The organism is Streptococcus sp. 9903, from assembly GCF_013276625.1.
GTDB lineage: Bacteria > Bacillota > Bacilli > Lactobacillales > Streptococcaceae > Streptococcus.
The window spans coordinates 27,947-50,980 of record NZ_VMLI01000009.1 but is presented as its reverse complement, the minus strand read 5'-3'; the positions used below and the strand labels follow the sequence as shown (position 1 = coordinate 50,980).

Below are 23,034 nucleotides of genomic sequence, written 5' to 3'. Positions count from 1 at the left end.
AGTAATGGCGTTCTTGGAATTAAAAAAATACAGAGAAACCAGCAAGGACAAGGTTCGCAAGCCGTGGTTAGAGTTTTTTGGTAATAAGCCCTTTACCCAGCAACCCGAGCGAGCCATCAGCCAAGCAGACCAACTGCTAGACTACAAGAGCTGGTCCGAGGAGGACAGGAAAATGTTTAGTCAACTACGTATGCGCGAAGAACAAGCCTTGTTAGCACAGGACTATGCCTTGGAACAAGCTGAAGAAAAAGGCTTAGAACGTGGAAAAGTTGAAGGAAGGGAAGAAGGGAAACTTTTTGCCTTTCTAGATATGGTCCATCAAGGTCTTCTGACTTCTGAGGTTGCCAGTCAGCAACTGGGCATGACAGTCGCTGAGTTTGAGTCCTTGCTATGAGGTCACATTTTAAATAGTAGAAAGTTAATGGAATGACGAGTTATTTCTAAAATACTTGTCATTTTTGCTTGACATTTGGAAGGGGTTATAGGATAATATCATGGAAGTGAGTTCTATCCAACTATCGATATGGATTAGATATGTGAGGTTTGACTCAGGGATTAAGAAATTTGTGAGATTTTCACTTGGGAGATACGGTATTTGAAGGGTATTTCATCTCACAAAGACGTTTTTTCACCTTTTTTGAAAAAAATAGGTAAAAAGTTGATGAAAACCCTTGACAAATCCTGCAAATATTTATATACTGTATGGTAGTAAGATAGTCTTACGAAAAAATATTTTAAAGAAAAACAAAGGAGATAAAACGATGAAAAAAGTTTTATTGACAAGCGCAGTCGCTCTTGCAGCATTTGGTGCTGTACAAGCTGTTTCAGCAGAAGACACAACAAATAGCCGTTTCGGTTCTTCTTTCAGCACATATCATGGTGGAAGTACTGAACCTAACCACAACATTTCAGGTGTAGATGCTTCAACAACAAACAGCCGTTTTGGTTATGGTTTTGCAATTGGAGCTAAATACATCCGTTACGACCGTGATGCAGCACATGGTTTCGACCGTCATGTTCGTGTAACTGTTGTTGATGGTGGTCAACGTCCAGTTCCAAACGTAGAAGTAGACTTCTTCTTGAAACCAGCTTCAGGTGAAAAGAAACCAGAATACTTTACTGTTAAAACTAATGCAGCAGGTGATGCTGAACTTCCAACAGTCTTCAAAGCTGGTGAAGTACTTCAATACCGTGTTGCTAAGACAGCTACTGACTTTAAAGAAGCAGTTGAATTAGTAGGAGAGTTAACAGTTGAAGATGTAAATGCATATGGTAAAGTATTGTACACTAACGGAAAAATCGAGTTGCCATACAAACTTGACGATCGTGCTGCAAAAATTGGTAATCAAACTTCAGCAGCTCAATATGGTTGGGCTAACACAGCTGAAGGATGGAAATACTTCGAAAACGCTACAGCTGTTACAGGTTGGAAACAAGTTGATGGCAACTGGTACTACCTAAACGACAAAGGTGTAATGCAAACTGGTTGGGTAAACGTTAACGGAACTTGGTACTACCTAAACAAATCAGGTGCTATGCAAACTGGTTGGTTGAAAGATGGTGGAACTTGGTACTTCCTTGAAGCAACAGGTGCTATGAAAGCTAGCCAATGGTTTGAAGTTGCTGGTAAATGGTACCATGTGAATGGTTCAGGTGCCCTTTCAGTAAACACAACTGTTGACGGTTACAACGTAAACGCAAACGGTGAGTGGGTATAATCCTAATACATGAAATATAAAACAGGAGAGTTATCTCCTGTTTTTTCTTGCATTTATCTTGTATAAGTATTATAATAGTTAAAAATAATAGGAGGTTTCCAATGAAATCAAAAGTGATAAACGTTTTATTAGCTGCTACTTTGGCAAGTGCTGCTCTTCTTGGCGCAAAAGCAACTGATGTAAAGGCTTCGGAAACGAATGTGTATAAGACAGTTGTTTGGGTCACAAAACAGGAAGATGGAAAGGAAAAGATTTTAAAGAATGCGCAATCTTACGATTCATCAAAACCTGAAACAGCTTCCCCAGGTACTTTTTCAGGATATCAATTTGATACTTCTTCAATAGATGGAACTGTATTAAAGCATTACTTTAAGCCAGCAGTGACTGTTACAGGAGATAAAGTAGATGGCCTTTCTGTAAAGTCTGACATTTTAAAACCCTTTAAAGATACAGTCAAAGGGACTTCTTGGTTGCTAATGGAATCAGATGGAACTAGTAGAGAACTAAAAGCTTTTCTTCCTGCTAATGCTACCAAAAAAGCTGAAGAAGTTGAACATGGTACATTTAAAGGTTATCGTTTTGTAGAAACTAAGATTGACCAAGGAGTTCGTAAACATTGGTTTGTAAAAGACGATAGTGTTACTGGAACTGAAAAAGTGGAAGAGAAACGTACAGGTTGGCAATATATTGCTGATAAGTGGTATTTCTTTGACCAAGATGGTGTGAAGAAAACTGGCTGGGTCAGTGATGGCAGCTGGTATTACCTAGCGGCAGATGGCAGTATGCAAACAGGTTGGAAGTTTATCTCTGGTAAATGGTACTATCTCAATAGTGCTGGTTCTATGCAGACAGGCTGGTTAAACCAAGGTGGCAAGTGGTACTATCTTCACTCTGATGGTGCAATGGCTACTGGTTGGGCAAAAGTAGATGGTGTCTGGTACTATCTAAATACTTCTGGAGCTCTGGTGACTGGTTGGTTCCAAGCAGGTGGCAAGTGGTATTATGCCTATAGTTCAGGTGCTCTTGCAGTAAATACAACGATTAACGGCTATACTCTAAATGAAAATGGTGAGTGGGTGTAACATTATACACGGAATAAGTGATAAAGAGGTAAAAAAGATGAAAGCAAAACATATTTTAGCAGTAGGAGCTGCAGGGGTAACATTACTTGGAGCTAGTACTTTATTAGCTTCAATTTCAGATGAACTAACAGTTTACGCTAGTCAAAATACGACAGAAAATCCTAATCCAGAAGACTTTCGTAAGACAGAGTGGAGATATAGAGATAAATCTAATATTCCATTAACCTTCAAATATGTTGAGAAATACTCAGATGAACCAGGAGAGGTGACAGGTTTAACTTATAAACAAAGTTATAGAGATGGAGGCATTTGGGTTCATGAGTTTTCTTTAAACGCTGGTGCAACACCTCCAGCTTCAAACGATAACACATATGTTAATACCAATAGTACTGGTAGAAATAATACGGACCATGTAGATTCTTCTAATACTAACTCATCAACTAACCCCAAAACTGAGTACAAATGGCTAACTGTTAATGGGAAACTTCAGCTTTATATTAATAATAATTTAGCTACAGGCTGGCAAGAAGTTGATGGAAAAATCTATTATTTTGATGACAAAGGAGTCATGAAAACAGGAATCCTCGAACTCAAAGATAAACGCTACTACTTTGATGAAGATGGTGTGAAGAAAACTGGCTGGGTCAATGAAGGTGGTAAGGATTACTATATTACTGATGATGGTTCTAAACCAACTACTATCATTGCAAAAGGTGAGAAGATTTACTACGTTAAAGAGGGGATTCAACAAACAGGTCTTCAACAGATTGAGAAGAAGTGGTATTATTTATTGGCAGACGGTAGCCGCAAAACAGGTCTCGTTCAAGATGCAAATAAGAAATGGTACTATATTACAAATGATGGCGAACGTAAAGTTGGTCTCGTAAAAGATAGTGATGGTGCTTATCATTACCTTACTCCAGAAGGTGAACGTAAAACAGGTTCTGTCACTATTGACGGTGTGACTTATCGTTTAGCGGATCGTGCTAGTAGCAAGCCAGGTTGGAATAAAATTGATGGTAAGTGGTACTATTATGATGCGGAAGATAACATGAAGACAGGTTGGGTTAAAGATGGCTCATGGTACTACTTGGATGCTTCTGGTGTAATGAAGACAGGTTGGCAAAAAATTGATGGGGTATGGTATTATCTCAATGGTTCAGGTGCTATGCAGACAGGTTGGTTGAACCAAGGTGGCACATGGTACTACCTCAACAGCTCAGGTGCTATGCAAACAGGTTGGCTCAAGCAAGGTGGTACTTGGTATTATCTTGCTGGCTCAGGCGCTATGAAGACAGGTTGGTACCAAGTTAGCAGTAAATGGTATTACTCATATTCATCAGGAGCTTTGGCTGTGAACACAACTATCGATGGTTACACAGTAAATGCCAATGGTGAGTGGGTGTAAGGAATATAATAAAGAAATAAGGGGAAATTCCTCTTATTTTTTTGTCAATAAGGAGGTTATTTCTTGATTTTTCCGAAAGAAAATGCTATAATGACAGCAAAAAGGATATTAAAGGTGGTAAATACTTTATGGATAAGAAAAAACTTTTCACTGCTAGCTTGGCTAGCGTTGCCGTTCTGGGAGCAGGTTTCCTTGCTTCAAACCCATCAGTTGTGAAAGCTGAAGAAGATACTAATGCAACTGCTGTGACTAAAAAAGATGTAGCTGATTACTTTACAGAGTTAGAAAAACAAGCTGAAGAAGCTATTAATAAAAATGATAAAATCAAAGATAAAGAAGTAGCAATCTTAGAAGCTAAAGCAGCTATCGGTAAAGAAGATTTATTAAAAGCTATTGATGAAAAACAAATCACACCTGAAGAAGTACTAAAAGACTTAGCAGAAGCTAGCAAGACTGAATCAGATGAAGCAGACCCAGGAAAATATGGTGAAAACTATGCCCCTGTAGAAGTTAAAGATGCAAAACCTGCTCCAGGTGCTGAATTAGTTCGTAACGAATCAGGTGAAGTAACAGAAGTTAAACCATTGAACGGTGGAATTCCTGATGAAGTTACAGAAAAAATCAACAAACGTTTGGATGAAGAAAATACAGATGTTAAAGATGCAGAAGAAAGATTAGCTGCAGCTAAACATGATGAAAAAGAAGCTGAATCTAATAGAGAAGAAGCTAAAGCAGCTGTAGAAGCAGCTAAAGAAAATGTGAAAGCAGCTCAAGAGGAATTAGCAGCTGCAACAGATTCTAAATCAAAAGAGGAAGCAGAGAAAACTTTAAAACAAGCTGAGCAAGATTTGAAAGATGCTGAGGAAGCATTGGATCAAGCAGATGAAGATTATTATTCATATGTTGCAGATCGTGAAGCTGAAGAAGTTCGTGTATTACGACGTCAAATTGCAAAAGATAAAGCTGATGGAAAAGATACTACAGCATTAGAAGAAGAACTTGATATTGCTTTAAATGGTGTTCAACCACTTGTTCAACCAGATCTTCTTCCTTATATTGAAGCAGAACAACCTAAATTACCAAATAATGGTGGTCCTTACCCAGGTGACCGTTATATTATTAACAAACCAACACAAACTCCAGCTTCAACTCCAGCGGGGTCATCAGGTTCAACAACACCGTCTACACCAGCTCCTGGAACAGATACTCCAGCTGCACCAACAGCTGAAACACCAGCACCAGCACCGACAGCTCCAGCTGTAGCAGGTACTAGTCAAGACAACACTTATCAAGCACCAGCTGCAAAAGCAGAAGATAAGAAAGAACTTCCAAACACTGGTGGCAAAGATAATGCTGCAATTGCATCATTAGGATTCCTAGGCTTGCTCCTTGGTGCCCTTCCATTTGTAAAACGTAAAAACTAATTAGTTAAAAATATGAAAGAGAAGGACTTGTTACCTTCTCTTTTTTTGTATATAATCGCGTAAGGGCTTTGTTGGATAGTAGAAAATAAAAAGTGAACAAGACAATATTTCATTCTTGTTCGCTTTTATGTTATTAGTGATTGTATAATCTTATAACAGTGCCTCAAACTCAGCGACGGTCATGCCCAACTGCTGGCTGGCAACCTCGGAAGTCAGGAGACCTTGGCGGACTAGATTTACTAAACCTACTTTTAATCCCTGTTCAAGCCCCTCCGCACGCCCACGCTCTAAGCCTTTTTCCTCCGCTTGTTCCAAGGCATAGTCGTGTGCTAATAATGCCTGTTCTTCACGCATACGTAGTTGACTAAACATCTTCCTGTCCTCCTCGGACCAGCTCTTGTAGTCCAGCAGTTGGTCTGCTTGGCTGATAGCTCGCTCAGGTTCTTGGGTAAAGGGTTTATTCCCGAAAAACTCCAACCACGGCTTGCGAACCTCGTCTTTGCTGGTTTCTCTATATTTTTTTAATTTTTATTTATGATGATCTTTCAATAATTCTTCAAACTCAGAGACAGTCATACCCAGCTGATGGCTGGCAAATTCAGAGCTTAAAACATGTTGGTGAACTAAATCAAGAAAGGTAAAAATTTGTCCTTCAACTTTCCCACGCTCTAGTCCCTGTTCAATGCCTTCTGCTCGTCCTCGTTCCAGTCCTTGTTCAAGTCCCTCCGCACGACCACGCTCTAAGCCTTTTTCCTCCGCTTGTTCCAAGGCATAGTCGTGTGCTAATAATGCCTGTTCTTCACGCATACGTAGTTGACTAAACATCTTCCTGTCCTCCTCGGACCAGCTCTTGTAGTCTAGCAGTTGGTCTGCTTGGCTGATAGCTCGCTCAGGTTCTTGGGTAAAGGGTTTATTCCCGAAAAACTCCAACCACGGCTTGCGAACCTCGTCTTTGCTGGTTTCTCTATATTTTTTTAGTTCCAAGAAAGCCATCTTAACCAGATGGTTTTCTTGTCCGTTATTGGTAATGGTTAAAACCTCACCTGTAGTGTCCTCTCGCATGCTAAAGCTATGAAAAGCCAAATCATCTGAGAAATAATTGCTATCCACAATTGCGATAGCATATACTGGTGCTATGTGTTTATAGCTCTGATGAGTATCACCTTCTCGTTGGCGAATTTTTTCGAGATTTTGATTGACCTGACTGCAAAGGTAAGCCCACAAACGATTAATGAAAAAATTCTGATGATGAACTTGGATTTCGATAATAACCTGCGTGCCATTGTCCAACTCTGCCAAGACGTCTATACTGGTATAGAAATCTTGGGCTGAATAAGGCATGGAAGGCAAGACGTGAATGTTACTTCCCTCCAAAATCGTCACATTTTTGGCTGGCAAGTCCAGCATATCGCGGATAAATTGACAAGTGATTTCTGGATTGCTAAAGATTTTCTTAGCAACCAAATCATTGGTTGGGCTGATGCCCGGATGTCTTAAAATCATCCTTTTCCTCCTTTTATTATACCACAGTTTTAAATCTAGGTTTGCTAGATTCTCTGGCTCTATCTATTTATTCGGAAAAAGTTTGAAAAATACTTGCTCTGGCTCTTACTAATGGTATTTTTTGGTGCTTTCCTTTATAATGGGTGTATGGATAAGAAAAAATTATTATTGATTGATGGGTCTTCTGTTGCTTTTCGGGCGTTTTTTGCGCTCTATCAACAGTTGGACCGTTTTAAGAATGCGGCTGGTTTGCATACCAATGCGATTTATGGCTTCCAGTTGATGTTGAGCCATTTGTTGGAGAGGGTTGAGCCTAGTCATATTTTGGTGGCTTTTGATGCGGGAAAGACAACCTTCCGGACAGAGATGTATGCGGACTATAAGGGTGGTCGGGCTAAGACTCCTGATGAGTTTCGTGAGCAATTTCCTTTTATTCGTGAGTTGCTGGATCATATGGGGATTCGTCACTATGAGTTGGCTCAGTATGAGGCGGATGACATCATTGGGACACTGGATAAACTAGCAGAGCAGGATGGTTTTGATATTACCATTGTCAGTGGGGACAAGGATTTGATTCAGCTGACGGATGAGCATACAGTGGTTGAAATTTCCAAGAAAGGTGTGGCTGAGTTTGAGGCCTTTACGCCAGAATATCTTATGGAAAAGCTGGGCATTACACCGACTCAGTTTATCGATCTTAAGGCGCTTATGGGAGATAAGTCGGATAATATCCCTGGGGTGACCAAAATCGGTGAAAAGACGGGTATCAAGCTCTTGCTGGAGCATGGTTCGCTTGAGGGAATTTATGAAAATATTGATGGGATGAAGGCTTCTAAGATGAAGGACAATCTCATCAATGATAAGGAACAGGCTTTTTTGTCTAAAACACTAGCGACCATTGATACCAAGGCACCGATTGAGATTGGTTTGGAGGATTTGGTCTATAGTGGTCCAGATGTGGAAAATCTTGGGAAATTCTACGATGAAATGGGTTTCAAACAGCTTAAGCAGGCTTTAAATGTGTCGTCAGCTGATGTGGCTGAGAGTTTGGACTTTACTATCGTTGACCAAATCAGTCAAGATATGTTGAGTGAGGAATCTATCTTCCATTTTGAGCTTTTTGGTGAGAATTACCATACGGACGATTTGGTTGGATTTGCCTGGTCTTGTGGGGAAAAGCTCTATGCCACAGATAAGCTTGAGCTGTTGCAAGACCCGATTTTCAAAGATTTCTTAGAAAAAACATCTCTGAGAGTGTATGACTTCAAAAAGGCTAAAGTTCTCTTGCATCGTTTGAGTGTGGATTTGCAGGCGCCTGCTTTTGACAGCCGTTTGGCTAAATACCTCCTTTCGACTGTGGAGGACAATGAAATTGCGACCATCGCTAGTCTTTATGGTCAGACTTATTTGGTTGATGATGAGACTTTCTATGGTAAGGGTGTCAAGAAGGCCCTTCCTGAACGTGAGAAATTCTTGGAACACTTAGCTCGTAAGCTTGCAATTTTGGTTGAGACTGAGCCTGTTTTACTTGAAAAACTCAGTGAAAATGGGCAATTAGAGCTTCTTTATGATATGGAGCAACCTCTGGCTTTTGTCCTTGCCAAGATGGAAATTGCTGGTATCAAGGTCAAAAAAGAAACCCTGCTTGAGATGCAAGCTGAAAATGAGGTCGTCATTGAGCAACTCACTCAGGAGATTTACGAACTGGCTGGTGAGGAGTTTAATATCAACTCGCCTAAGCAGTTGGGCGTGCTTCTCTTTGAAAAATTGGGGCTACCTCTAGAATACACTAAGAAAACTAAGACTGGATACTCGACAGCGGTGGATGTCTTGGAGCGCCTAGCTCCTATTGCGCCAATTGTTAAGAAAATTCTCGACTATCGTCAGATTGCTAAGATTCAATCGACTTATGTGATTGGCTTGCAGGACTGGATTTTGGCTGATGGTAAGATTCATACTCGCTATGTGCAGGATTTGACCCAGACTGGGCGTCTGTCTAGTGTGGATCCAAACTTGCAAAATATTCCTGTGCGTTTGGAGCAGGGCCGTCTCATTCGTAAGGCTTTTGTACCCGAGTGGGAGGATAGTGTGTTGCTCAGTTCGGATTATTCACAGATTGAATTGCGCGTTTTGGCGCATATCTCTAAGGATGAGCACTTGATTAAGGCCTTCCAAGAGGGGGCAGATATCCATACTTCGACAGCCATGCGGGTCTTTGGCATTGAGTGTCCTGAGGATGTGACTGCAAACGACCGTCGCAATGCCAAGGCCGTTAACTTTGGAGTGGTTTACGGGATTTCAGACTTTGGTTTGTCGAATAATCTGGGCATTAGCCGTAAGGAAGCCAAAGTCTACATTGATACCTACTTTGAACGTTTTCCAGGTATTAAAAACTACATGGATGAAGTGGTGCGTGAGGCGCGTGATAAGGGCTATGTAGAGACCCTCTTCAAGCGTCGTCGTGAGTTGCCAGATATCAATTCGCGTAACTTTAACATTCGTGGCTTTGCGGAAAGAACTGCTATTAACTCCCCTATCCAGGGATCGGCGGCAGATATTCTCAAGATTGCCATGATTCAGCTAGACAAGGCTCTAGTTGAAGGTGGTTATCAGACTAAGATGCTTCTGCAAGTGCACGATGAAATCGTCCTTGAAGTTCCTAAATCTGAATTGGCAGAGATGAAAAAATTGGTCAAACAAACTATGGAAGAAGCCATTCAACTCAGTGTTCCCCTTATCGCAGATGAAAATGAAGGGACAACCTGGTACGAGGCTAAATAAAAAGGGGGCTAGTCCTCCTTTTTGTAGTAGAATTATGCAAGCCTTTTCAAATTGTGCTATACTGATGAAAAAGGAGGATTTCTATGAGTCAAGAATTTATCAATCCAAGTGATGGCATGATTCGTCAGTATCTAGCAACGAGCAAAACCCTTGCTGTGGTGGGCTTGTCAGACCGTGAGGAAACAACTAGCAATCGAGTGACCAAGGAAATGCAGGCTCGGGGTTATAAAATTATCCCAGTCAATCCCAAGGCGGCAGGTGGTGAAATCTTGGGTGAAAAGGCTTATGCTAGTCTAGCAGAGATTCCTTTTCCTGTAGATATTGTCAATGTTTACCGTCGCAGTGAATTTTTGCCAGATGTGGCGCGTGATTTTCTCAAGGCTGATGCTAAGATTTTTTGGGCACAGCTAGGACTTGAAAGTCTAGAAGCGGAAGCAATCTTGCGTGCTGGTGGATGCGATGACATTGTGATGAATCGCTGCATCAAGAGAGAACATACTCGCTTGATTGAGGAAGCATAAGAAAAGGTAGCTGATGGGCTACCTTTTGTGTTAGAAAATGCCGATAAGGGTCTGCATACCAAGACTGGTGAGGATGATGGCAATCCAGCAGATGGCTCCGAGAACAATGGATTTTCCACTGGATTTGACCATAGCTAGCAGATTGGTTTTGAGTCCGATAGCACTCATAGCCATGATAATGAGGAACTTGGAGAGTTGTTTGAGAGGGGTAAAGAAACTACTGGATACACCGAGAGAGGTCAGGAGGGTAGTTAGAAGAGAGGCAAGGATGAAGTAAAGGATAAAAAGTGGGAAGACTTTTTTCAGTTGCAGGCCTTGCTTATTTTCTTGTTGGCGACTTTGCCAGTAGGAGAGAAAGAGAGTGATGGGGATGATAGCCAGGGTACGTGTGAGTTTGACAATGGTTGCGGATTCGAGGGTATTGGTCTGGTAGAGACTGTCCCAAGCGCTAGCTGTGGCGGTCACAGAGGAAGTATCATTGACCGCAGTTCCTGAAAAGAGGGCGAAGCCGTCATTGGATAGATGAAGCCAGGTGCCGAGGGTTGGAAAGATAAGTGCAGCCAGGACATTGAAGAAAAAGATAACGGAAATGGCTTGGGCTACTTCCTTTTCCTTGGCGTGGATAACAGGTGCTGTCGCAGCAATGGCAGAACCCCCACAGATCGAAGACCCCACTCCAATCAAGGTAGCCAGTTTTGTATCCAGTGCAAAGAAGCGCTGGAAGAGGTAGGCAACAATCAAGGCTATTGAGATGGTGGACAGGATGACAGGGAGTGAAGATTGCCCAACTGCGAAGACTTGCGAGATATTGAGACCAAAACCAAGCAAGATAACGGCATATTGGAGTAATTTCTTGGAACTAAAGGTCAATCCAGCATCCAGTTGTTTGTAGGGCGAGAGAAAGGGATGTAGGAGCATGCCTATGAAAATGGCAAAAACGGGCGCGCCAATAACAGGGAAGAATCCTCCTAAGTACCAAGATACGATAGAAATGAGAAGGCAGGCAAAGATGCCTGCTCCATTTTTTGATAGAAATGACATAAAAACCTCCAAATAGAATCTGTTACTATTATAGACCTATAAACAGGAAAAGTAAAATAGAAAGTGGAAAGCTATTCTATCATGTATTTTTGCGGTCGGGGGGCTTTTGTAGTATAATAGAGATACGTTTTGAAAGTAGGAGGTATCTATGGACTTAACTAAGCGCTTTAATAAACAGTTAGATAAGATTCAAGTTTCGTTGATTCGTCAGTTTGACCAGGCTATTTCGGAGATTCCTGGGGTCTTGCGTTTGACCTTGGGGGAACCTGATTTTACAACGCCAGATCATGTCAAGGAGGCGGCCAAGCGAGCGATTGATCAGAACCAATCCTACTATACAGGGATGAGTGGTCTGCTGACTCTACGTCAGGCGGCCAGTGACTTTGTTAAGGAAAAGTACCAACTGGACTATGCTCCTGAAAATGAAATCTTGGTTACAATTGGGGCGACAGAGGCTTTATCTGCTACTTTGACGGCTATTTTGGAAGAGGGAGACAAGGTGCTCTTGCCAGCTCCTGCTTATCCGGGTTATGAACCGATTGTCAATCTAGTTGGGGCAGAGATTGTCGAGATTGATACAACTGAAAATGGGTTTGTCTTGACTCCTGAAATGTTGGAGAAGGCCATTTTGGAGCAGGGTGACAAGCTCAAGGCGGTTATTCTTAACTATCCAGCTAATCCTACAGGAATTACCTATAGTCGGGAACAATTGGAGGCCTTGGCAGCTGTTTTACGCAAGTACGAAATTTTTGTTGTCTGTGATGAGGTTTACTCAGAATTGACCTACACAGGCGAAGCCCATGTGTCTCTGGGAACCATGTTGAGAGATCAGGCTATTATTATCAATGGTCTATCTAAATCGCATGCCATGACCGGTTGGCGTTTGGGTCTGATTTTTGCTCCTGTGGCCTTCACAGCCCAGTTAATCAAGAGTCACCAGTACTTGGTTACTGCTGCAAATACCATGGCTCAACATGCTGCGGTGGAAGCCTTGACAGCTGGTAAAAACGATGCGGAGCCTATGAAGAAGGAATACATTCAGCGTCGGGACTATATTATCGAGAAAATGACTGCTCTTGGTTTTGAGATTATCAAACCAGACGGTGCCTTCTATATCTTTGCTAAGATTCCAGCGGGCTACAATCAAGACTCCTTTGCTTTTCTGAAGGATTTTGCTCAGAAGAAGGCCGTTGCCTTTATCCCTGGTGCAGCCTTTGGGCGTTACGGGGAAGGTTATGTTCGCCTATCTTATGCAGCCAGCATGGAGACTATCAAAGAAGCCATGAAACGACTTGAGGAGTACATGAGAGAAGCATGATTCAGTCTATCACGAGTCAAGGCTTGGTGCTCTACAATCGCAATTTTCGTGAGGATGACAAGCTGGTCAAGATTTTTACAGAGCAGGCTGGTAAGCGGATGTTTTTTGTCAAACACGCAGGTCAGTCTAAACTGGCTCCAGTTATTCAGCCCTTGGTGCTGGCACGATTTCTCTTGCGAATCAATGATGATGGGCTTAGCTACATTGAGGACTATCATGAGGTGATGACTTTTCCCAAGATTAATAGTGACCTCTTTGTCATGGCCTATGCGACCTATGTAGCGGCTCTTGCAGATGCTAGTTTGCAGGACAATCAGCAGGATGCTCCCTTGTTTGCTTTTTTGCAAAAGACTTTGGAGTTGATGGAAGCAGGTTTGGATTATCAGGTTTTGACCAATATTTTTGAAATCCAAATCTTGACTCGATTTGGAATTAGCCTCAATTTTAATGAGTGTGTCTTTTGCCATCGGGTCGGTCAGGCTTTTGACTTTTCTTTCAAATATGGTGCCTGCCTCTGTCCAGATCATTATCATGAAGATGAGAGACGTTGCCATCTCAATCCCAATATCCCTTATCTGCTCAATCAATTTCAAGCTATTGATTTTGAGACCTTGGAGACCATTTCGCTCAAGTCCGAAATCAAGCAAGAGCTACGTCAATTTATGGATCAACTCTACGAAGAGTACGTGGGAATTCACCTAAAATCAAAGAAATTTATTGATTCCCTATCCGACTGGGGACAATTACTAAAAGAGGAAAAGAAATGAAAAAAATCGCAGTAGATGCTATGGGGGGCGATTATGCACCTCAGGCCATCGTTGAGGGTGTCAATCAAGCCCTGGCTGACTTTTCAGATATTGAGGTTCAACTCTACGGAGATGAAAGTAAAATCAAGCAATATCTGACAGCGACAGAGCGTGTTAGCATTATCCATACGGATGAAAAGATTGATTCAGACGATGAACCTACGAGAGCTATTCGGAAGAAGAAAAATGCTAGTATGGTATTGGCAGCTAAGGCTGTCAAAGATGGAGAGGCAGACGCTGTTCTCTCAGCTGGGAATACAGGTGCTTTACTAGCAGCAGGATTTTTCATCGTGGGTCGTATCAAGAACATTGACCGACCAGGCCTTATGTCGACCTTGCCGACTGTAGATGGAAAAGGTTTTGACATGCTGGATCTCGGTGCCAATGCGGAAAATACAGCCCAGCACCTCCATCAATACGCGGTTCTAGGTTCCTTCTATGCTAAAAATGTCCGTGGTATTGCGCAACCACGTGTTGGTTTGCTCAATAATGGAACAGAGAGTAGTAAGGGAGACCCACTTCGCAAGGAAACCTATGAATTACTAGCGGCTGATGAAAGTTTGAACTTTATTGGAAACGTGGAAGCGCGTGATTTGATGAATGGCGTTGCGGATGTTGTTGTGGCAGATGGTTTCACGGGAAACGCTGTGCTCAAATCTATTGAAGGGACAGCCATGGGAATCATGGACTTGCTCAAGACAGCTATTACAGGTGGTGGTCTTCGAGCGAAATTAGGCGCCCTCCTTCTTAAGGACAGCCTTAGAGGTTTGAAAAAACAGCTCAACTATTCAGATGTTGGTGGAGCGGTCTTGTTTGGTGTCAAGGCACCGGTTGTCAAGACTCATGGCTCAAGCGATGCCAAGGCTGTTTATAGTACGATTCGCCAGATCCGTACCATGCTAGAAACAGACGTAGTTGCCCAGACTGCGCGTGAATTTTCAGGAGAATAAAAGAGATGACAGAAAAAGAAATTTTTGACCGTATTGTGACCATTATCCAAGAGCGACAGGGAGAGGACTTTGTCGTGACAGAATCCTTGAGTCTGAAAGACGATTTGGATGCTGACTCAGTTGACTTGATGGAGTTTATCTTGACACTGGAAGATGAATTTAGTATCGAAATCAGCGATGAGGAAATTGACCAACTCCAAAGTGTAGGAGATGTGGTTAAGATTATTCAAGCAAAATAGAAATCGGAGTTCCAAGGTATTTGCTTTGGACTTTTTTATTTGGCTTAATACTCTTCGAAAATCTCTTCAAGCCACGTCAGCTCTATCTGCCACCTCAAAACAGTGTTTTGAGCAACCTGCGGCTAGCTTCCTAGTTTGCTTTTTGATTTTCATTGAGTATAAGTGACCGTTTAGGAACAGATTTAGTCTTTCTAGGGACAGGAGAAATCTGAGGACAAATAAGGGATATAATAGAGTCAGAAAAAATCAATCTCCAAAAAGGAGAAAAGAAAGGATTTTTATGATGAAAAAATATCTTTATTCTAGTTTGTTAGTTCTTGCAGGAGGCGTTCTCCTAGCAAATACTACGGTAGCCTATGCTGATTCCCCATCAGCAAGTGAGAAAGAAGCGATTGCTCAATTAGTTAATCAAGGTAAGATAAAAGCTGAAGAAGCTGATCAAGTAAAATTGATTGGTTTTGAAGATAAAGAAACTCAAGCAGAGGGCAATCAAGAGAAGAAAGCTTTCAATCAATATCGCGATCCGAAAGGAACATGGATGCAAACCAATGGTAAATGGTGGTTTAAATACGGTTCAGGTGGTTATGCTAAAAATTGGGAACAATTAGATGACAAGTGGTACTATTTTGATGACCAAGGATGGATGAAAGAAAATACTTGGATTCAACCTGATGGCAATTATTACTACTTATCTGCTAGTGGTGCTATGGTCACTGGTTATCAACGTGTGAATGGTACACCATATTTCTTTAGAGAAAGTGGTGTATGGGTAGAAAATCGTGGGCAGGCACTTGGTGAATACGCAGAGACATTTGTAGGAAGAATTCCATATGTTTGGGGTGGGGCAGATTTGAATAGTGGCGTAGATTGCTCAGGATTTACGATGGCTATTCATGCTAAGTTTGATATTAGTATTCCTAGAGTAACCTATGGTCAAGCAACAGGAGGAAGTTATGTAAGTAATGGTTCTCAACAAGCTGGAGATTTGATTTTGTATAATAGTGAAGAGACAAATGACCATGTAGGTATTTATGTTGGTGGTGGAAAGGTAGTTCATGCTCCATATCCAGGTCAATATGTTTCTTATATGAATCAATACGGTATTACTCAAAATACAATTCGTAGATATTGGTAATATTGTCTAATTTTTCACAATATTATTGACTTTGATAATGAAAAGTATTAAAATATAGCTAAATAAAGAGGGGAAGCCCTCTTATAGCTGTTCGATAAAGGAGGAAATAGCTATGAAAAAATCTAAATTACTTACTCTTGGTTTGCTTGCAGGTGCTGGTCTGCTTTTGTCTATTAACCAAGCACAGGCTGCAGATACTTGGGTTAAAAATGGTGCTGACTGGAATCTTTCACAAGATGGCAGTCTAGCTAAGGATAAATGGGTACAAAATGCTGGGTCATGGTATCACTTCGACAGCACTGGTAAAATGCAGACAGGCTGGCTCAAAGACGGTGATACATGGTATTCACTAGCAGATAGTGGTGCTATGCGTACTGGCTGGTACAAGGAAGGCAACACATGGTACTCACTAGCTAATAGTGGTGCCATGCGTACAGGTTGGTACAAAGAAGGGTCTACATGGTACTATCTTCATTTTAGTGGTTCTATGATGACAGGTTGGGAGTTCATAGATGGTAAATGGTCTTACTTTGAAAAATCAGGTGCTATGGTCGCAGATAGAGCTGTTCCAGCCAGTGATGGGGAAAGTTATGTCATTGGTAAGGATGGCTATCTAGCAAATAGAAAAGATGCTGGATACAATATTCATGATATTGTCAAACTTGGAGATGGGCAAGAATATTTGCTAAATGCTAAAGGTGACGATGTTATTATTGAAAAAAACACTTGGTATATCAGACCAGAGTTCAAGAAGTTCTCTAACAAATATGGGGATGAAGTTGCAAATACTACCTTAGCTTTAGTGGATAATAAAGAAGAAGGACAAGAAATTGATCCTAAGGCAGTTGTACAGAACTTCCAAAACTTACCAAATCGCTACTACTTTGATGAAAATGGACATCGTGTGGTTAATATCCCAGCAATGACAACCTATTCAGAGATTAAAAAAGTTGGCAATGATGTCTATTTAGAAAATCCAGGTGCACGACTTCGTCTTGGAGCTACCCACTTTACAATCAATAACAATAAACTATACTATTTAGAAAATGAGCAAGGTAAGCTCAAAACAGGTTACTTTGTATTAATTGATGATGGTATGGCTACAACCCACTATCACTTCCTAGCCTATGCGGATCAATCTGGTGAAATTCTTAAGATGAAACGCTTGCCATCAGGAGTTTCAGATTATCTGGATAAAGAAATCGATGGTTTATATGGTGAAAAAATTAAAATTGAATCTCCACACTCAAACGAATATTATAAAGTGGTTGTGGTTAAATAAAAATAACATCTTCACAACTAATTGTTAACACTCTAACCAATATACCATTTTCAGGAGGCTTTAGATTTCTTGTATTTTAAAAGGAAACTAAAGCCTTTTGTAGATGAAGCAGGGGATAGAGTTATCTATAAAATAATGAAAAGGAGTCTGTCATGGAAATGAAAAATACATTTGTAGAATTGGAACAATTTGAAGAGTTAACCTCAGAGGTATTGGAGGAAGTGAATGGTGGAGGGATTTTTGAAGATACTGTAAAATGGTGCAATAAATTATTTGGTACGGGTAGACACGTTGCTTAAATTCACAGTATTAGTTAGAGATTAGATTTATTTATGCTTATTTTAGAATTCTTATTTTCTGTGATATATCTACTGTTGGTAGTCGTTTCAACCATAGTGCCTACTATTTATTTGGGCGCTCAAATTTCCCCAGAATTTTATAAAAAACGTTATTGGATACTTATATTTTTAATTAGTTTATCTGCTCGTCAAACATTTGGAGAATTATTTCATATAGGAGTTCTTATCTACTTTTACTGTATTTTTTTATTAGTATTGCACAAGGGAAAAGGGGAATCTCTTTTTCTTTCGCTCTATCTTTTTCTCTTCTTTCAAAGTATTCGTTATTTATTTTTGACAATTTGGATTCGTGTATTATCTGGTGAGCATTGTTGTTTCGTAGATTCGTTTTCTACTTTATATATATCTATATTTGATTTATTATCAATCTTTCTATGTTGTAAAATTATGAAGCGTTGGTCTTTGGATTTGGATTTATTCTTTTCAGATACTTTTAAAACCCACTATCGTAAGAGCTTTTTCATTATCCTACCTCTGACTGGATTTAGGATATTCTCTTCGTTCATGACCAATAGAAATAGTTCTTTTTACGTTCGCTTTGACACGACCATTTCTCTCCTGATTTTCATTCTCTTTTTCTCCTGGCTCTTTTATATCAGACACTTAGAGCAGGTTTATCGTGATGAGCAGACCATTCAGAGACAGGAAGAAGAAAATCGTTCCTTGCAAGGGATGGTGGACAAGCTAGGTCATCTCTATGATGAAGTTCGAGGTTTCCGTCATGATTTTGCGGGGATTGTCGCCAGCATGGAGCCTGCCATAGCTAATCAAGACATGGCTGAGGTGTCTACCATTTATCAAGATGTCTTTCTAAAGACCAATGAAAAGCTGAGGAAGGCAGATTACACGGCCTTTAATCTTCATAATATCCATGATATAGCCATTCGTAATACTTTGGCAAAAGCTATGATTGTGGCAGATAATCAGGGAATTCATTTTAGTTTGGAGACGGTGGGGGTTGTCGAAGAGCTGGCATTGCCGATGTTGGAGGCTATCCGTATCCTCTCTATCCTCACGACAAATGCCTTAGAGGCAGCCAGTGAGGCTGAAAATCCGCAGATTCGGGTTGCTTTGTTGGCAGGTGATAGGAGTGTCCGTTTTATCATTGAAAACACTCGTAAGAAAGAAGAACTGAATCCCATCATTCTCAGTCAAAAGGGTTACTCTACCAAGGGTAACCACAGTGGACTGGGCTTAGCGACCTTGGAAGATATGGTTTTTCATTATGATTTAAACTTAGATACCCAGCTAGGAGAGACGACTTTTAGACAAGATTTAGAATTGCCGTTTAAGGATGAGAAACGAGGGGGAGAGGAATGAGAATTTTAGTTTTGGAAGATGATAGAGTTCAGCAGGGACGGATAGAGCAGACTTTACTAGATATCGGTCGCTCTCGCAATTTAAGATTGGAAATTGATATTGCTAAAAACTATGGAGATGTTGAAAAGTATTCTCAGTATTTTGACCATTATCAGCTCTATTTATTGGATTTAGAGATTGATGGAGAGCGTGAACGGGGTTTTCAGGTTGCTCAACAGGTTCGGGAGCGGGATCCCTTTACAAGTATTGTCTTTGTGTCCACACACTCGGAGGCCTTGCCTCTAGCTTTTCGCTACCACTTGTCTGCCTTGGATTTTATTTCCAAGGATCAGCCTGAGGAGGATTACCGTCATCAGCTGGAGCGCTGTCTGGACTATGTACTGGCAGTGGACAAGAGAGAAAATATGCGTCTCTTCACCTATAGTTTTGAGGGAAGACGAGGCTTTACTCTGCCCTACCATGAGATTTTAGCCTTTGAAACCTCAGTGGAATCCCATCGTATCAAGGTCTATTATGCCAATCATTCTATCAAGACCATTTATGGCAGTCTCAAGGATATCGCTGCCAAGGCTGAAAAAGATTACTTTGTCTATGCTAATCGCAATACTTTAGTCAGTTTACAAGCCATTGAAGAGATGACTGCCACAGAAGTGACCTTGTTAGAAGGCTTGCATTTCCCCGTATCACGAACAGCCAGAAGAACCCTTAAAAAACATCTCAATGTCTAATATCTGTTAGATTTGAATGAGTTTATCAATAAGAATGTCGGAAAATTTTCTGATATTCTTATTTTTTTGGATTCTTTCTCGAATAGATAAGTAAGAGGAAACAGAAAGGAGCCTAGTTCATGTATCTACCAATCTTGTATCCGTGGTTCATTAAATTATTTTTTAAATAAAATTTAATTTAGTTGTACATTTTTGAAATTTTTTTCGAATAGATAAGTGAGAAGAAAAAGAAAGGAGTCTGGTTTATGTATCTACCGATTTTCTATTCATGGTTTACTAAATTATTTTTCAAATAAAATTTGATTTAGTTGTACATTTTCGAAATTTTTTTCGAATAGATAAGTAAGAGGGAAAAGAAAGGAGACTACGCGATGTATTTACCAATTTTCTATCCATGGTTTACTAAATTATTTTTCAAATAAAATTTGATTTAGTTATACATTTTCGAATTCTTTTTCGAATAGATAAGTAAGAGGAAAACGAAAGGAGTCTGGTTTATGTATCTACCAATCTTGTATCCGTGGTTCATTAAATTATTTTTCAAATAAAATTTAATTTAGTTGTTCATTTTCGAAATTTTTTTCGAATAGATAAGTAAGAGGAAAAAAGAAAGGAATAAAATAATGAAAGAACATTATTATGGATTTGTTGAGCTAACGTCGGAAGAATTGATCGATATTCAAGGTGGAGAAAATTGGACGAAGACCCTTGTAGATTGGTACATTGGATTTCGTAGAGGTTTTGCTTTTTAGGAGGATAAGCGATGAATGAAATGAATGATAAGTATACTATTGAAGTATTAAAGGAAAGCGACTTAGCCTTGCTGGTGGGTGGTAGTGAGGCAAGTTACCAACATGGTTTAATGGTGGGGTTCATTTTACGTCGTGCATTATTTGGATTCTAAGATAATATTTAGAGAGTGAAGCTTACCTACAACAATGAACAGAATATATGAAAAAGGAAATACAAATAACTACCTTTTTCAATTGTTAAGAATCAAAAAAGGAGAATAAGATGGAACAAATTAAAAATATGGAAAATAATTTTCATGTAATGAGTCATGAGGAATTGGCCGATGTAGAAGGAGGCTTGCTATTTGGTCTGGTAGTAGTTGGAGGAGTCGCAATTGCAGGAACATTTTTATTGGGTGCGGTAGATGGTGCTTCAGGAGCACATGCTAAGCGTCGTGGACGTTAACAGGGAAGGATGAGCGCTAATGGAACGCATAATAGAAAGTTGGATTACTAGGGTAGAGAATTTTTACAGTTTGCAGTCAATTCCTGTAAAAGTATTCATTTTCATAGTTGGAGTAGTTGGGGTTTATGCTTTAGGGACCTTACTTTTAGGACCGGTTTATTGGGCGGGACAGAAGTTTGGCGAAATGGTTTATAATTATTTATTTTAATAAAAAATTATAGATAAAGAGGAACAGACATAATGAATATGATAAAAATTGAAGAAAAATTTACAAGTCTTACAGAAAAAGATTTAGCAACAGTAGAGGGCGGTCGAGTGTCATGGAGAGGTAATATTAACATCGATGTCCATAAAGTGATTGATAGTACGGGAAGATTTTTCGGTGGTATCTATAATGCTGGTAGAGCATTTGGACGAAATGTTTACAATGCATTTTATTAATATAGTTTATTAAAACGAATATCATATATTATATTTTTGAATTCGTTTTCGAATAGATAAATAAGAAGAATACAGGGAATGATTATTTCAGTAATTCAAGATTTAGATGAAACAATTTAATAAACACTGCTATACCAAACTTGTCAAGTTTGCAACAAGATAAATATTAAAAATAAAAAAGGAGGTATTCGTTATGAATACAAAAACGATGTCACAATTTGAAATTATGGATACTGAGATGCTTGCTTGCCTTGAAGGTGGCGGATGCAATTGGGGAGATTTTGCCAAAGCAGGTGTTGGAGGAGGAGCAGCACGAGGTCTTCAGCTAGGAATTAAAACAGGAACATGGCAAGGTGCAGCAACTGGTGCTGCGGGAGGAGCTATACTTGGAGGTGTGGCATATGCAGCGACATGTTGGTGGTAATTATGGATTTTAAAAGTTTTATTATTGGTTTAGTAGTTGGTATATTTGGTCCCTATATGGATGATTTAATTAGAAAAAAATTTTTAAAGTCTTCGGAGAAGAAAACAGAAAAATTTGTCAAAAAATAATCAAAACGATAAATGATGAATCTGATTCAAAATTATCTTGCACATGTAAAGAGGACCATCTCTCCTCTTATCAGGTAAATAGGAGTCTTGTAGTAACGAATCAAAAAAAGGAGTAACTATGAATCGTAATTTAGAACGGTGTTATCTATTCTGACTATGAATAGATCATACCAGAGGTGGCTTAGAAATAGCAGGGACATTGGAAATTGTAGTAATAAATAGGATGTCACAAATGTTACTATCAATGATTTATTTGTTCCAAGCTTGCCTAGGGTGTCAGTAAAAAATCATTTTCCTTTCAATAGCATATTTTTAGTAGGTAGGACGCTTGTTCTGCCTATTTTTTTGCTGAAAAGTACAGTTGAAGTGTCTATTTGCATCATTTGGAGTTTTACATGTATTTTTGATAAAAAATAGGCATAGAAATTAGGAAAGTTGAAGAAAAGGAATGAAGAAGGTCTTAGTTTGTGATTTTTTACATACTTTTAAGGCTTGATGAACCAGTTTGAACTAATATATAATTGCTATAAGTTGAATACACTACTCCTTGAGGGCATTTTGCCCTTTTTTATATTTTACAATAAGTGTAAAAAGGAGAGTTTTTATGCGTTACGGTTATGTTCGAGTATCTACAAAAGAACAAAATATTGATAGGCAATTTTCAGCCTTAGTAGAAAACAAATTATCAAAAGAAAATATTTTTATTGATTACGTTTCAGGAAAAGATTTTGACAGAATGGAATATCAAAAATTATTAGCTACCTTGAAAGAGAATGATGAATTGGTTATTAAATCAATTGATAGGTTGGGAAGAAACTATGATGAAATTTTAGAACAATGGCAAGCAATTACTAAGAAAAAGAAAGTAAATATAACTGTTTTAGATTTCCCCTTATTAAATACAAAGAATAGCAATGATAATATCACAGGAAAACTAATCTCCGATATCGTTTTACAAGTCCTATCTTATGTGGCACAGTTTGAAAGAGAACAAATCAAACAAAGACAAATGGAAGGAATACGGGAAGCACAGAAAAAAGGGAAGAAATTCGGTAGACCAAAATTGGTTGTCCCGAATAATTTCCCTGATGTGATAGCTCAATATAAGAAAAAAGAAATAACCTTACGAGAAGGTGCAGACATCTTAGGAGTATCAAAAAGCACCTTTCATAATTGGATAAAAAATTCATAGTTCTTGTCAAAAAACCTAGGATTTTTTGGACAGAAAA

At 39.6% G+C, this 23,034-nt stretch carries 24 protein-coding genes and 3 pseudogenes; 24 read left to right on the top strand and 3 right to left on the bottom strand.

The window, feature by feature from the left end; genetic code table 11:
• Nucleotides 1-4: 4 nt before the first annotated feature.
• The 5 genes and pseudogenes from HT696_RS04615 to HT696_RS10720 form a co-directional block, all read left to right on the top strand.
• Nucleotides 5-394: pseudogene (locus HT696_RS04615) on the top strand (hypothetical protein); the annotation flags it as partial.
• A 1,027-nt stretch (nucleotides 395-1,421) separates the two neighbouring features.
• Nucleotides 1,422-1,718 (top strand): annotated as a pseudogene (locus HT696_RS10730) (hypothetical protein); the annotation flags it as partial.
• Nucleotides 1,719-1,819: 101 nt separating this feature from the next.
• Nucleotides 1,820-2,800: an N-acetylmuramoyl-L-alanine amidase family protein gene (locus tag HT696_RS10845; RefSeq protein WP_173283381.1), complete on the top strand. Its 981-nt coding sequence runs from the start codon at nucleotides 1,820-1,822 to the stop codon at nucleotides 2,798-2,800.
• A gap of 37 nt (nucleotides 2,801-2,837) precedes the next feature.
• Nucleotides 2,838-4,208: a nucleoside triphosphate hydrolase gene (locus tag HT696_RS04600; RefSeq protein WP_173283380.1), complete on the top strand. Its 1,371-nt coding sequence runs from the start codon at nucleotides 2,838-2,840 to the stop codon at nucleotides 4,206-4,208.
• Nucleotides 4,209-4,336: 128 nt separating this feature from the next.
• Nucleotides 4,337-5,632 (top strand): LPXTG cell wall anchor domain-containing protein, encoded by a 1,296-nt coding sequence (locus HT696_RS10720; protein ID WP_240150246.1) that lies wholly within the window; start codon nucleotides 4,337-4,339, stop codon nucleotides 5,630-5,632.
• A gap of 150 nt (nucleotides 5,633-5,782) precedes the next feature.
• Here the strand turns inward: HT696_RS10720 and HT696_RS04590 are convergent.
• Nucleotides 5,783-6,160 (bottom strand): annotated as a pseudogene (locus tag HT696_RS04590) (hypothetical protein); the annotation flags it as partial.
• Nucleotides 6,161-7,135 carry an Rpn family recombination-promoting nuclease/putative transposase gene (locus HT696_RS04585; RefSeq protein ID WP_173283378.1) on the bottom strand — a complete coding sequence of 325 codons (975 nt, stop codon included), beginning with the start codon at nucleotides 7,133-7,135 and terminating at the stop codon, nucleotides 6,161-6,163. It abuts the pseudogene before it with no gap.
• A gap of 147 nt (nucleotides 7,136-7,282) precedes the next feature.
• Here HT696_RS04585 and polA point away from each other — a divergent pair, with 147 nt between their 5' ends.
• Complete coding sequence (gene polA, locus HT696_RS04580) at nucleotides 7,283-9,916, top strand: DNA polymerase I (protein ID WP_173283377.1); 2,634 nt, start codon at nucleotides 7,283-7,285, stop codon at nucleotides 9,914-9,916.
• 83 nt (nucleotides 9,917-9,999) lie between these two features.
• Nucleotides 10,000-10,437, top strand: a complete 438-nt coding sequence (locus tag HT696_RS04575; RefSeq protein WP_173283376.1) for a CoA-binding protein — start codon at nucleotides 10,000-10,002, stop codon at nucleotides 10,435-10,437.
• A gap of 30 nt (nucleotides 10,438-10,467) precedes the next feature.
• Here the strand turns inward: HT696_RS04575 and HT696_RS04570 are convergent, their stop codons facing one another.
• The gene (locus HT696_RS04570; RefSeq protein ID WP_173283375.1) at nucleotides 10,468-11,478 is read right to left on the bottom strand and encodes a YeiH family protein; all 1,011 of its coding nucleotides are present in this window, start codon (nucleotides 11,476-11,478) and stop codon (nucleotides 10,468-10,470) included.
• A 148-nt stretch (nucleotides 11,479-11,626) separates the two neighbouring features.
• Between HT696_RS04570 and HT696_RS04565 the strand changes: the two genes are divergently transcribed.
• The 17 genes from HT696_RS04565 to HT696_RS04490 all read left to right on the top strand — a co-directional run bounded on the left by HT696_RS04565 (nucleotide 11,627) and on the right by HT696_RS04490 (nucleotide 22,997).
• The gene (locus tag HT696_RS04565; RefSeq protein ID WP_138703714.1) at nucleotides 11,627-12,796 is read left to right on the top strand and encodes a pyridoxal phosphate-dependent aminotransferase; all 1,170 of its coding nucleotides are present in this window, start codon (nucleotides 11,627-11,629) and stop codon (nucleotides 12,794-12,796) included.
• The gene (recO, locus tag HT696_RS04560; protein ID WP_173283054.1) at nucleotides 12,793-13,563 is read left to right on the top strand and encodes a DNA repair protein RecO; all 771 of its coding nucleotides are present in this window, start codon (nucleotides 12,793-12,795) and stop codon (nucleotides 13,561-13,563) included. Before HT696_RS04565 ends, recO begins: the two co-directional genes overlap by 4 nt.
• Nucleotides 13,560-14,552 carry a phosphate acyltransferase PlsX gene (plsX, locus tag HT696_RS04555; protein ID WP_173283052.1) on the top strand — a complete coding sequence of 331 codons (993 nt, stop codon included), beginning with the start codon at nucleotides 13,560-13,562 and terminating at the stop codon, nucleotides 14,550-14,552. Before recO ends, plsX begins: the two co-directional genes overlap by 4 nt.
• Nucleotides 14,553-14,557: 5 nt before the next feature.
• Nucleotides 14,558-14,791: an acyl carrier protein gene (locus HT696_RS04550; RefSeq protein ID WP_000136448.1), complete on the top strand. Its 234-nt coding sequence runs from the start codon at nucleotides 14,558-14,560 to the stop codon at nucleotides 14,789-14,791.
• A gap of 283 nt (nucleotides 14,792-15,074) precedes the next feature.
• Nucleotides 15,075-15,926: a C40 family peptidase gene (locus HT696_RS04545; protein ID WP_240150245.1), complete on the top strand. Its 852-nt coding sequence runs from the start codon at nucleotides 15,075-15,077 to the stop codon at nucleotides 15,924-15,926.
• A gap of 112 nt (nucleotides 15,927-16,038) precedes the next feature.
• Complete coding sequence (locus HT696_RS04540) at nucleotides 16,039-17,208, top strand: N-acetylmuramoyl-L-alanine amidase family protein (protein ID WP_173275155.1); 1,170 nt, start codon at nucleotides 16,039-16,041, stop codon at nucleotides 17,206-17,208.
• Nucleotides 17,209-17,360: 152 nt separating this feature from the next.
• Entirely contained in the window at nucleotides 17,361-17,507 is a 147-nt protein-coding gene (locus tag HT696_RS04535; protein WP_173213969.1) for a smi_0057.1 family bacteriocin-like peptide, read from the top strand.
• Nucleotides 17,508-18,071: 564 nt separating this feature from the next.
• Nucleotides 18,072-18,887 (top strand): GHKL domain-containing protein, encoded by an 816-nt coding sequence (locus HT696_RS10715; RefSeq protein ID WP_000184941.1) that lies wholly within the window; start codon nucleotides 18,072-18,074, stop codon nucleotides 18,885-18,887.
• Nucleotides 18,884-19,615 carry a response regulator transcription factor gene (locus HT696_RS04525; protein WP_001221869.1) on the top strand — a complete coding sequence of 244 codons (732 nt, stop codon included), beginning with the start codon at nucleotides 18,884-18,886 and terminating at the stop codon, nucleotides 19,613-19,615. Before HT696_RS10715 ends, HT696_RS04525 begins: the two co-directional genes overlap by 4 nt.
• Nucleotides 19,616-20,238: 623 nt before the next feature.
• Nucleotides 20,239-20,367, top strand: coding sequence for a smi_0059.1 family bacteriocin-like peptide (locus HT696_RS04520; RefSeq protein ID WP_173283050.1), 129 nt, complete (start codon nucleotides 20,239-20,241; stop codon nucleotides 20,365-20,367).
• Nucleotides 20,368-20,378: 11 nt separating this feature from the next.
• Complete coding sequence (locus HT696_RS04515) at nucleotides 20,379-20,519, top strand: hypothetical protein (RefSeq protein WP_001004581.1); 141 nt, start codon at nucleotides 20,379-20,381, stop codon at nucleotides 20,517-20,519.
• 110 nt (nucleotides 20,520-20,629) lie between these two features.
• Nucleotides 20,630-20,812 (top strand): class IIb bacteriocin, lactobin A/cerein 7B family, encoded by a 183-nt coding sequence (locus HT696_RS04510; protein WP_000435077.1) that lies wholly within the window; start codon nucleotides 20,630-20,632, stop codon nucleotides 20,810-20,812.
• Nucleotides 20,813-20,831: 19 nt separating this feature from the next.
• Entirely contained in the window at nucleotides 20,832-21,020 is a 189-nt protein-coding gene (locus HT696_RS04505) for a hypothetical protein (protein WP_023938651.1), read from the top strand.
• 32 nt (nucleotides 21,021-21,052) lie between these two features.
• Nucleotides 21,053-21,253 carry an SPPN_00645 family bacteriocin-like peptide gene (locus tag HT696_RS04500; RefSeq protein ID WP_049512841.1) on the top strand — a complete coding sequence of 67 codons (201 nt, stop codon included), beginning with the start codon at nucleotides 21,053-21,055 and terminating at the stop codon, nucleotides 21,251-21,253.
• A gap of 193 nt (nucleotides 21,254-21,446) precedes the next feature.
• A complete protein-coding gene (blpU, locus tag HT696_RS04495; protein WP_049512844.1) occupies nucleotides 21,447-21,677 on the top strand; it encodes a bacteriocin-like peptide BlpU in 231 nt (76 codons plus the stop codon).
• 2 nt (nucleotides 21,678-21,679) lie between these two features.
• The gene (locus HT696_RS10840; RefSeq protein WP_007284823.1) at nucleotides 21,680-21,805 is read left to right on the top strand and encodes a PncF family bacteriocin immunity protein; all 126 of its coding nucleotides are present in this window, start codon (nucleotides 21,680-21,682) and stop codon (nucleotides 21,803-21,805) included.
• A 604-nt stretch (nucleotides 21,806-22,409) separates the two neighbouring features.
• On the top strand, nucleotides 22,410-22,997 hold the full coding sequence (locus HT696_RS04490) for a recombinase family protein (protein ID WP_173219497.1): 588 nt from the start codon (nucleotides 22,410-22,412) through the stop codon (nucleotides 22,995-22,997).
• Nucleotides 22,998-23,034 lie beyond the last annotated feature (37 nt).

Coding starts and splice junctions, on each gene's coding strand:
- HT696_RS04535 (WP_173213969.1), top strand. CDS start 17,361: ATGGAAATGAAAAATACATTTGTAGAATTGGAACAATTTGAAGAGTTA.
- recO (WP_173283054.1), top strand. CDS start 12,793: ATGATTCAGTCTATCACGAGTCAAGGCTTGGTGCTCTACAATCGCAAT.
- HT696_RS10720 (WP_240150246.1), top strand. CDS start 4,337: ATGGATAAGAAAAAACTTTTCACTGCTAGCTTGGCTAGCGTTGCCGTT.
- HT696_RS04545 (WP_240150245.1), top strand. CDS start 15,075: ATGAAAAAATATCTTTATTCTAGTTTGTTAGTTCTTGCAGGAGGCGTT.
- HT696_RS10845 (WP_173283381.1), top strand. CDS start 1,820: ATGAAATCAAAAGTGATAAACGTTTTATTAGCTGCTACTTTGGCAAGT.
- HT696_RS04600 (WP_173283380.1), top strand. CDS start 2,838: ATGAAAGCAAAACATATTTTAGCAGTAGGAGCTGCAGGGGTAACATTA.
- blpU (WP_049512844.1), top strand. CDS start 21,447: ATGAATACAAAAACGATGTCACAATTTGAAATTATGGATACTGAGATG.
- plsX (WP_173283052.1), top strand. CDS start 13,560: ATGAAAAAAATCGCAGTAGATGCTATGGGGGGCGATTATGCACCTCAG.
- HT696_RS04550 (WP_000136448.1), top strand. CDS start 14,558: ATGACAGAAAAAGAAATTTTTGACCGTATTGTGACCATTATCCAAGAG.
- HT696_RS04525 (WP_001221869.1), top strand. CDS start 18,884: ATGAGAATTTTAGTTTTGGAAGATGATAGAGTTCAGCAGGGACGGATA.
- HT696_RS04490 (WP_173219497.1), top strand. CDS start 22,410: ATGCGTTACGGTTATGTTCGAGTATCTACAAAAGAACAAAATATTGAT.
- HT696_RS04575 (WP_173283376.1), top strand. CDS start 10,000: ATGAGTCAAGAATTTATCAATCCAAGTGATGGCATGATTCGTCAGTAT.
- HT696_RS04540 (WP_173275155.1), top strand. CDS start 16,039: ATGAAAAAATCTAAATTACTTACTCTTGGTTTGCTTGCAGGTGCTGGT.
- HT696_RS04500 (WP_049512841.1), top strand. CDS start 21,053: ATGAATATGATAAAAATTGAAGAAAAATTTACAAGTCTTACAGAAAAA.
- HT696_RS04585 (WP_173283378.1), bottom strand. CDS start 7,135: ATGATTTTAAGACATCCGGGCATCAGCCCAACCAATGATTTGGTTGCT.
- HT696_RS04505 (WP_023938651.1), top strand. CDS start 20,832: ATGGAACGCATAATAGAAAGTTGGATTACTAGGGTAGAGAATTTTTAC.
- HT696_RS10715 (WP_000184941.1), top strand. CDS start 18,072: ATGACCAATAGAAATAGTTCTTTTTACGTTCGCTTTGACACGACCATT.
- HT696_RS04570 (WP_173283375.1), bottom strand. CDS start 11,478: ATGTCATTTCTATCAAAAAATGGAGCAGGCATCTTTGCCTGCCTTCTC.
- HT696_RS04515 (WP_001004581.1), top strand. CDS start 20,379: ATGAATGAAATGAATGATAAGTATACTATTGAAGTATTAAAGGAAAGC.
- HT696_RS04520 (WP_173283050.1), top strand. CDS start 20,239: ATGAAAGAACATTATTATGGATTTGTTGAGCTAACGTCGGAAGAATTG.
- HT696_RS04510 (WP_000435077.1), top strand. CDS start 20,630: ATGGAACAAATTAAAAATATGGAAAATAATTTTCATGTAATGAGTCAT.
- HT696_RS04565 (WP_138703714.1), top strand. CDS start 11,627: ATGGACTTAACTAAGCGCTTTAATAAACAGTTAGATAAGATTCAAGTT.
- polA (WP_173283377.1), top strand. CDS start 7,283: ATGGATAAGAAAAAATTATTATTGATTGATGGGTCTTCTGTTGCTTTT.
- HT696_RS10840 (WP_007284823.1), top strand. CDS start 21,680: ATGGATTTTAAAAGTTTTATTATTGGTTTAGTAGTTGGTATATTTGGT.